Raw genomic sequence first — 4,277 nt, 5'->3', positions numbered from 1 at the left:
GTATTGATGTTCCGTAAAAGGAAAAGGAAAGCAGCCAATGAGCATAAAAAAGAAGAGAAGAACAGGATGCCGAGTGAAGCTGTGACGCTCGATTTATTAAAACAGGCAACAGTGAAAATGGATGATGCTGAAATCGTACAGCGGCAAACAAACAACGGTGCTACTTTTTCGCTTGTTTACATACAAACGTTAATTGACAAGGAGAGACTGAACGAGGCCATTATTCAGCCACTTCTTCAGAGCAAGGAACAGACATTTATTCAGGGTATATCCACATGCAGTGTTCTAAGAATCCATGCAATAGAAGAAGCCAAAGAACACATGCTGTTTGGTGCTGTTCTCATCCATGATCATGAGAATAATGAGTGGTGGGCGGTAAAACTGGAGAATACGCTCAGCCGTGCGATCGAAAATTCGGAAACTGAGACGATAATGTACGGGCCCAAAGACAGCTTTACGGAAAGGATTGAGCAGAATGTGTTCATGATTCGGCGGCGTCTGCCCGTTACTGAGCTAAAAGCAGAAAAGTTCCAGGCAGGTTCGAATACCAAAACACAGGTTCAGATGCTGTATATTGAAGGAATTGCGAATCCCGAGATCGTCGAAATTGCACGGGAAAATATTTCGAAAGTGAACTTTGACATGATTTTGGAGGCCTCCAATCTTTCCGCTTTTATGGATGATCATACGCACAGTTTGTTTCCACAGTTTATGCAGACGGATCGTCCGGACTCGTGCGCCTATTCACTGGGGCTTGGCAAGATCGTTATTTTGCTAAATGATACACCTTTTGCACTCATCGCCCCCATTACCTTTTTTCATCTGTTTCAATCTCCAGAAGATTATGTTCATCGCTGGGTGATTGCCAGTTTTTTACGAACCCTTCGTTATTTAAGTTTTTTTATAGCCATCACTTTGATTCCTCTTTATGTGGCATTAACCACTTATCATTATGAGATGATTCCACTCCAGATTCTGTATGTACTCATGGAATCACGGACCAAACTGCCCTTCACCCCATTTTGGGAATCACTGATCATGTTGGTTATCATTGAAATTATTAAAGAAGCGAGTTTACGGATGCCGACAAAAACGAGTCAGACCATTGGAGTTATTGGCGGTATTGTCATCGGACAAGCTGCTGTTGAAGCGGGATTTGCCAGCAAGGTGTTGATTGTTCTTGTGGGTATCTCGGCGATTGCATGCTTTTTAGTACCGAATTATTTAGTCACAAAAGCAACTACCGTCCTTCAATTTTTGATTCTTATTCTTGCATCATTTTATGGGATCCTGGGAATTGCCTTTGGATTGATACTCCTGCTCGCTCATCTGAATGGTCTTTCTTCCTTAAAACAGCCATTTTTTGCACCGGTTGCTCCGCTTTACTGGAGAGATTGGAAAGATCTTTTTGTTCGCGCACCATTGCCATGGGCAAAGCTGCGGCCGGAATATTTGAAGACGGTGAAAAAATGGCGGGTGTCTAAAGGGGAGGGGAGCGAATGAGCAGCAGATTTCGCTTGTTTGATAGAACGGCCGTTATGGGAAGCGGTTATATTTTTGCGATGGTGAACCGGATGCAAATGCTGTACTACTTATTAATTTTGCCCAAACACTTGGTCCATCCTTATATGATGGTAGGGATCCTTGGAGTGGGTGTTCTTTCGCAGATCAACCTTTTGATTCTGGCCAAATATTTAACATCGAATTATTTTGTTCTGGGTTATCGCGGCTTTGTCCAATTATTTAGCGAAAAGATTGTCCGATTCTTTGCACTTCTGGGGGTTTTTTTCATTTTAATGAAAGTGATCGTGACCACTTTGGGGTATGTCGAAATTGTCCACCAATTTATGTTTCCCTCGATGAAGACGAGCTGGCTTATTTTCGTCTTGATGGCATCCGGGTTTTATATCGCTTCTCAAGGGATGGAGAAAACGATTCGTTTGTCCATCATCGGTTTTTTGGCCACGATCTGGGTGATTCTTATCTATATTCCATATTTCTTGCCGCCCATTGCCGAAGCTCATCATTTGTATCCATTGGTGCCGGGGGAGGTTTCACTTCATTCATGGTACGGACTGCTGATGGTTTGGTCTGCCCTCTCCGGACCTGAATATTTAGTTTGCCTCGGCCCCTGGATCGGCCCTAAGGAAAAGATTTTAAAGAGAATGAGTATAGGCAATGCACTCTCAGTCTTTGAATACCTTGTTCTGTTTGTGGCATGTCTTCTCTATTATGGTTCACCATATTTGGAGAAGATTAGTTTCCCGGTCGTGAACATGATCCGCTATCTGCAGTCCCCTGTTTTTGAAAGGGTGGATCTTATATTAATTTCCCTAAACATGATTTATTTTCTCTATTTGATTGCCCTTTTTTTATTATGTTTGTATGGAGCAATAAGAATCGCGGCAGGGAGAATAAATATCAAGACGAATCGCAAGGGCTTTTTAGGAAGTGTAATTGCCGTTTTTATCTGTATGCTGATCATTAATGGTTGGTACTGGAGGGAAGGAGAGGAATTAAATCTATGGGTAACACTGCAGCTATGGCTGGGTGCAATAACCTACCTTTTGGTTCCTTCTGTACTTGCCATTGCCATGAGATGGAAGAGGGGGCAGTCTTAGATGAAGACTCTTTTGTCCATCCTTTTTATCCTCCTCGTTTTTTCAGGCTGTTCCTCACCTTATGTTGAAAACAATACGGTTGAGCAGATTGCTCCGGTCACGTTTTGGTCCCTGAATCAAGGGGAAGGAGACAAATTTAAAATAACGACCCTCGTCCCTCCGGTTACTAATGAGAAAAAAAGGCTGCTTACATTGAATGTGGATTTATTAAAGCAGGGGAAAAAAGAATTCAACCTGAAGTTTTATCGGGAATTGAAGTTTGGCCAACTTCGCATGCTGATCATTAATGAAAAACTGGCAAAAAAAGAAATCATCTCGTTAATTGATACGATCCTCTCAGATCCTGATGTATCTCCGCGCCTTTTTCTTGTACTGGTCAGAGGGAGCTTTGAAGATTATTTAGATGTGGAAAGGAAAGTGCAGAAGAACCTGGATTATTACCTTTACCGGATGTTCCGGCATTATGAAAGAAGAAATCAAGGGGAAATGAGCATCGTCAATTTGCATGAATTTATGGAAAAGGTCTACTCTCCTTATTCCGATCCAGTGCTTCCGATATTTAAGGCAGACAAAGATAATTTTACGTATGAAGGAACGGCTTTATTTAATGAAAATAAGTATGTCGGTTTATTTAATAAAAGGGAAGACCAAATGTTTCAGCTCATCGCCAATGACCACTATTTAAAGAATCTTCCCATCCCACATCTCAATGTTTCCTTGGGCCAGGTACGCTCCAAGGTTCATATGCAGGTCGATGATCAATTCAAAACGTTAAACATTCATGTTAAGCTAAAGGGAAGAATCGATGAATACCGAGGACACCGAAACATACTCAGTCGAAGTGAAATGAATAGGATGACCCACGATATCGAGTCTTATTTACAACGGGAAACCGCGGGGCTTGTAAAGGAAACACAAAAGTTAAAGATAGAACCGCTGGAAGTGGGAGCCCATACGCTCTCTCCCTTGGTTCATCCAATGACAAGAAGGGTATGGCTGGACCATTATGAAAAAATGAAGGTTCATGTGAAATACTCGGTGAAAATAGAACCGCTAAGTTTGTAATTTTAAAATGGTACAGATAAAAGGAGCCGGTTTTTGCCGGTTTTTTTTGTTGCAATAGAAGCTGGTTAGGCGCGAGGCGATTATAATAGCAAAAGTAAAACGATAACGTAATAAAATCTCTGCGTATTTTTTTACCAGCATTCCAAACTTGGCGACATGATCCGGTTCACCGGTTATTCCAACGGTACCTATAAATTCCCCAGAAAGTTCAATAGGAACAGTAATACCTTGTTTTACACCTCTTAATGTTTTTGAGGCCACTTCACTGTGAGTGGTTTCTCTGCGACGGAACAATACATTAATGGAAGCTTGGTGTAATGAGCCAATTCTGGTCGATCACTCGAACCAAGTACAATTCCATTTTGATCTGTAATGAGTACATCATGATCAATAACTTTACTTGTTGTATTTGCAATTTGTTGCGCTAACCTGTCTAACATTTTTTCCTCCCTGAATCCCTAAAGGATAGGTATATATCCCTTTGAGAGATATGCCTATCAGAATTTTATTTTTAATAGTACCACACCAATAATTAAAACAATTAAATTTAGAAGGACATACAGTGTTAATGATGTAAATAAGAAAGAACTT

3 protein-coding genes and 1 pseudogene are annotated in these 4,277 nt (G+C 41.1%); 3 read left to right on the top strand and 1 reads right to left on the bottom strand.

The annotated features are described in order from the left end of the window. From ABHN01_RS25130 to ABHN01_RS25120, 3 genes are all read left to right on the top strand, one after another. The coding region (locus ABHN01_RS25130; protein WP_429877808.1) for a spore germination protein at positions 1–1,503 on the top strand (1,503 nt) is incomplete at its 5' end. Further along, positions 1,500–2,621, top strand: a complete 1,122-nt coding sequence (locus ABHN01_RS25125; RefSeq protein WP_429877807.1) for a GerAB/ArcD/ProY family transporter — start codon at positions 1,500–1,502, stop codon at positions 2,619–2,621. The genes ABHN01_RS25130 and ABHN01_RS25125, both read left to right, overlap by 4 nt. Continuing rightward, positions 2,622–3,686: a Ger(x)C family spore germination protein gene (locus tag ABHN01_RS25120; RefSeq protein ID WP_429877806.1), complete on the top strand. Its 1,065-nt coding sequence runs from the start codon at positions 2,622–2,624 to the stop codon at positions 3,684–3,686. It begins immediately after the preceding gene. Here the strand turns inward: ABHN01_RS25120 and ABHN01_RS25115 are convergent. Then, positions 3,675–4,126: pseudogene (locus tag ABHN01_RS25115) on the bottom strand (sugar diacid recognition domain-containing protein). The gene ABHN01_RS25120 and the pseudogene ABHN01_RS25115 sit on opposite strands and share 12 nt — an antisense overlap. Between the last annotated feature and the right edge of the window lie 151 nt (positions 4,127–4,277).

It is taken from the genome of Fictibacillus sp. NRS-1165 (assembly GCF_050468105.1).
GTDB lineage: Bacteria > Bacillota > Bacilli > Bacillales > Fictibacillaceae > Fictibacillus_C > Fictibacillus_C terrinigri.
Note: the sequence above shows the minus strand (reverse complement) of the source record. Positions and strands in the feature narration are given on the sequence as shown.

Bases quoted from the DNA above. Each gene is read 5' to 3' on its own strand.
- ABHN01_RS25125 (WP_429877807.1), top strand. From the start codon at position 1,500: ATGAGCAGCAGATTTCGCTTGTTTGATAGAACGGCCGTTATGGGAAGC.
- ABHN01_RS25120 (WP_429877806.1), top strand. From the start codon at position 2,622: ATGAAGACTCTTTTGTCCATCCTTTTTATCCTCCTCGTTTTTTCAGGC.